General features: G+C 68.9%; 3 protein-coding genes and 1 pseudogene. 1 reads left to right on the forward strand and 3 read right to left on the reverse strand.

Translation table 11 applies throughout. The annotated features are described in order from the left end of the window. Positions 1 to 179: 179 nt before the first annotated feature. From K789_RS0116305 to K789_RS0116315, 3 genes and pseudogenes are all read right to left on the reverse strand, one after another. Positions 180 to 1,043, reverse strand: coding sequence for an HpcH/HpaI aldolase/citrate lyase family protein (locus tag K789_RS0116305; protein ID WP_024367689.1), 864 nt, complete (start codon positions 1,041 to 1,043; stop codon positions 180 to 182). A gap of 81 nt (positions 1,044 to 1,124) precedes the next feature. Continuing rightward, a pseudogene (locus tag K789_RS23340) lies at positions 1,125 to 2,044 on the reverse strand (aldo/keto reductase). A gap of 59 nt (positions 2,045 to 2,103) precedes the next feature. After that, positions 2,104 to 3,810, reverse strand: coding sequence for a glycoside hydrolase family 13 protein (locus K789_RS0116315; protein WP_024367690.1), 1,707 nt, complete (start codon positions 3,808 to 3,810; stop codon positions 2,104 to 2,106). 107 nt (positions 3,811 to 3,917) lie between these two features. On the opposite strand from K789_RS0116315, the gene K789_RS0116320 reads away from it, so the two are divergent. Next, the coding region (locus K789_RS0116320; protein WP_024367691.1) for an ROK family protein at positions 3,918 to 4,552 on the forward strand (635 nt) is incomplete at its 3' end.

Below are 4,552 nucleotides of genomic sequence, written 5' to 3' on the forward strand. Positions count from 1 at the left end.
CGGGTGCCGGCGTCGAGCGTCAGATCGGTAAAGCCGCCGTCCAGGTCCTGCAGGCGCATGACCGGGCTCCCGCCGTCGGGGATGCCGGCTTCCCCCGGTTCAGCCGGGTCGGAATCCCAAAAGACCCCGTGGACCAGATAGCGGGCATCGGTCACGGGGTCTCCTTGGTACGAGGCTGGCTAGACGGCCGGCTGCACCCCGAAGGCTACCGCGAGCTTGATGATCTTCTCGGCGCGGCCCAGGCGCGGCAGGTCCGAGCCGTCGCGGATGACGCGGCCGTTTGCCTCGAAGTCGGCCATGAAGTCAGTGGCCCAGGCGACGTCGGACGGCGTCGGGCTGATGACCTCGTTGATGACGTTGGTCTGGTCGATCGCGAGGCACAGCTTGCCGGTCATGCCCATCATCACCGTGATGCCTGTCTGCTCGCGCAGGATCGGGTGGTTGGTGCCGACGGTGGGGCCGTCGATGGGGCCGGGCAGGTTCCCGACGCGGCTGGCCACCACGAGCTTGGCGCGGGGGTAGGCCATGGCCTCGGGGGTGGCCGCCATCCCGGTGTCGCGGCGGAAGTCGCCGGAGCCGAACGCGAGGCGGAACGCGCCCTGGGCCCTGGCGATGTGGTTGGCTTCCTCGATGCCCACGGCGGACTCAACCAACGGGATGACCGGGGTCTTGCCGTCCATGCGGTGGAAGCTTTCGGTGACCTGGTCGGCGGACTCGGTCTTGGCCAGCATCACACCGAGCAGGCCCGGCGTGCCGCGGAGACCAGCGAGATCGTCGGCCCAGAAGGGGCTCGTGGCGTCGTTGATCCGGACCCAGGCGCTGCCGCCGGCGGTCAGCCAGTCCACAACGTTGCTGCGGGCGGCATCCTTCTGGGAAGGGTCCACCGCGTCCTCGATGTCCAGGATGATGGCGTCCGCGCGGGAGACGGCCGACTGGTCGAAGAGCTCGGTTTTCATAGCATTGACCAGCAGCCAGGAGCGGGCGATTTCAGCTGGGATGTTGCGTTGAGGCCGGACGGTCCCGGCGGTGGTGGTGGAGGTCATGTCTCTACGCTATCCGTTCCAGGCTGTCCCCAGCCAAGTATTCCGGCCTTGGAGACCGACCAATACGACCAAAATCACAAGCTACGGGATATTGCTGCCGCGCGCCGTCACCCAGAGCCGGTACCACTGCGCCCGGGTCATGCCCGCGGCGACCGCGGCCGCGTCCGCACACGCGCGGATGCGGTCCGGCTTGGCAGTGCCGATCACGGGCGCGATCCGGGCCGGGTGCCTCATCAGCCAGCCCAGCAGGATCGATTCCCCGGTCGTCTTTTTCTCCGCTGCCAGCTGCGCCACGAGCCCCGCGGTCGCCTCTTCCGCGGCCGACGGGGTTGCGGCAGGCGCCCCGGTGTAGAGGCCCTGCGCCAGGGCACCGTAGGCCTGCAGGGTGATTCCATGCCGGACACAGTACTCCACGGTGCCGTGCGGGAAGCTGTAGTCCGTTCCCTCTGCATGGTTGACCAGCACCGTGCTCTCCAGCCAGGCGCGTTTGAGCAGGCTCATCTCCAGCTGGTTGGCGACCACCGGGGTCCCGAGCCGGTCCTGCAGCACCTCGATCTGCGATCCGGACATGTTGGACACGCCCAACGCCCGGACCTTGCCTTCCGCCATGAGCTGCCGGACGGCGGAGGCCACCTCGGCAGGGTCCATCAGCGGATCGGGGCGATGGAGCATCAGGACGTCCACGTAGTCCGTGCGGAGCCGGGCCAGGCTTTCGTTGACTCTCGTCAGGATGCCGTCCCCGCTCAGGTCGTAGTGCGTCTCCAGGCCCTGTTCGTTGAGCCGGATGCCGCACTTGGTCTGCAGCCGGATCCGCTCCCGCAGTCCCGGCATCTGTGCCAGCACCTCGCCGAACACCGCTTCGGACTTGCCGCCGCGGTAGATGTCGGCGTGGTCGAACAGGGTGATGCCAACCTCGAGGGCCGCGTCGACGGCGGCCNCGCCGCCTCGTCCACATCGGCGGACGAGTGCGGCTCCGATGACCAGCTGCCGCCCAGGCCCATGCAGCCATAAATCAGTTCCTGGGCTGGCTGTGCGGCCGGCACCCTTCCGGGCGTGGAGCTCACCGCAGCCAGACGGTGGTGCTGCCGGGCAGGAGGTTCTTCTCGAGCGGTCCGCTGCTGAGCAGTACCGTTCCGGCGGGCAGTTCAACAGGTTCGGCACCGAAGTTCGTCACCGTCTGCCAGCCGCCGGGGCGGCTGAAGTGCAGGACGTGGGCGTTGCCGGATTCCAGCCAGTCCAGTTCTTCCGAGGTCTGCAGTTCGCGGCGTAGCTTCAAGGCCCGGCGGTAGAACTCGAGGGTGGACCCCTCAACGCCGTCCTCCGCCGCGACGGCGTAGCGGCTGAACCAGGCCGGCTGCAGCAGGTGCGCCCCGCCGTCGCCGAATCCGAAGGAGGTTCCCTCGGCGGCCCACGGGAGCGGCACGCGGCAGCCGTCCCGGCCGATCTCGACGCCCTTGTTGCGGAAGAAGGTGGGGTCCTGGCGCTCCGAGTCGGGGATGTCCGCGACTTCCTGCAGTCCGAGCTCCTCGCCCTGGTACAGGTAGGCGGAGCCCGGAAGTGCCAGCATCAGCTGGGTGGCCGCACGGGCGCGGCGCAGTCCGAGCTCGACGTCCAGCTCCTCGGCCGGGGCGCCGGCCAGCAGCCAGCCCTTGCCGTCCTGGCCCTTGGCGTGCTTGCCGCCGCCCGTGGGCAGGCCGTAGCGGGTGGCGTGGCGGACGACGTCGTGGTTGGAGAACACCCAGGTGGAGGAGGCACCGGATTCGGTGGCTTCGGCGAGGTTGCGGGTGATGATTTCGTGGAACTCGTCGGCGGCGAAGTCGGCCTGGAGCAGGTCGAAGTTGAACGCCTGTCCCAGGCCTTGGGGGCTTGCGTAGCGGCCGCGGCGGCTGGCGTGCACCCAGGCTTCGGCGACGGCGGTGCGCGGCGGATTGTATTCGTTGAAGACCTCGCGCCATTCCACGTAGATCTCGTGGACCTCGTCGCGGTCCCAGAACGGGTGCGAGCCGTCGTCGAAGCCGTCGGTGCCGCTGTTGGCCTCGCTCAGCTCGACCTTGGACAGCAGCGGCTCGGTGAGGTCCTTGGTCAGGGCGTGGGCCACGTCGACGCGGAAGCCGTCCACGCCGCGGTCCGACCAGAAGCGCAGGGTCTTGAGGAAGTCGTCGCGGATTTCGCGGTTGGACCAGTTCAGGTCCGGCTGTTCCTTGGCGAAGATGTGCATGTACCACTGGCCGGGGGTGCCGTCCGGTTCGGTGATGCGTTCCCAGGCCGGGCCGCCGAAGACGGATTCCCAGTCCGACGGCGGGATCTCGCCGTGCTCGCCCTTGCCGTCCCGGAAGATGTAGCGCTCCCGGGCGTCGGAGCCGCGGGGGGAGGCGAGGGCCTCCTGGAACCAGGCGTGGCGGTTCGAAGAGTGGTTGGGGACGATGTCGGCGATCAGCTTGATGCCGGCCGCGTGCAGCGCGGCGGACATCTCATCGAAGTCCTCCAGCGTGCCGAGCTTGGGATCGACGTCGCGGTAGTCGTCGACGTCGTACCCGCCGTCGGCCAGCGCCGAGGGGTAGAACGGGGAGAGCCAGACGGCGTCGATCCCGAGTTCCTTCAGGTAGGGGACCTTGGCCGTGATGCCCTTGAGGTCGCCCAGGCCGTCACCGTTGGAGTCGGAGAAGCTGCGCGGGTAGATCTGGTACACGGACGCCTGGCGCCACCAGTTGGGGTCGGCAGCGAGGTCGGAACCGGACAGGGTTGCCAGCGTGGCGGTGTTGGACAAGAGGTAATCCTTCGGGGCTCTGAACAAGCTTCTGATAATTTAGATACAAGCTAAATATATTGCCGGATCAATTATGGGTCCGGACTCACGGGGAGGTCAAGAATGTGATGCCGCACGCAGCCGCCGCCACGCCCCAGCTGCTGCGCCGGGTCAACGCCCAGTCCGTGCTCGGCGTCATCCGGAACACGGACGTGGCCACCGGGACGGAGCTCATGGCCCGGACCGGACTGACGCGGGCATCCGTCATCGCCGTCTGCGAGGACCTGATCCGGCGCGGCTGGATCCGCGAACTGGGCGCCCGCGACGAGGAACAGCCCTTGGGCCCGCGCAAGGGACGTCCCGCCCGGCGCTTCGAGCTCAATAGCGGGGCCGGGTTTGTGCTCGGCCTCGACATCGGCGCCGCTACTACCACCGCTGCCGTCGCGGACCTCCGCGGGACCGTCGTCGGACGCTCCAGCGGGAGCTTCCGGGCCGCCGACATCCCCGCTGCGGAGCGGATCGACGTCGTCGACCGGGCCTGCCGGCAGGCACTTGCGGCCGCCGGGACGGGCCCGGACAGGGTCCTGGCCGTCGGCGCGGGCATCGCCGCACCGGTGGACCGCGACGGCAAGGTGCTGGTGAGCCAGCATTTCTGGAGCCTGTTCGACGTCGGGCTCCGCTCGGCGCTGCAGGACCTGCACGGCTGGACCGTGCTGCTGGAGAACGACGCGAACCTCGCCGCCCTGGGCGAACGCTGGCGGGG

Origin of the sequence: Arthrobacter sp. TB 26 (assembly GCF_000427315.1) — a bacterium.
In the GTDB taxonomy this organism is placed as follows: domain Bacteria; phylum Actinomycetota; class Actinomycetes; order Actinomycetales; family Micrococcaceae; genus Arthrobacter.

Bases quoted from the DNA above. Each gene is read 5' to 3' on its own strand.
- K789_RS0116305 (WP_024367689.1), bottom strand. From the start codon at position 1,043: ATGACCTCCACCACCACCGCCGGGACCGTCCGGCCTCAACGCAACATC.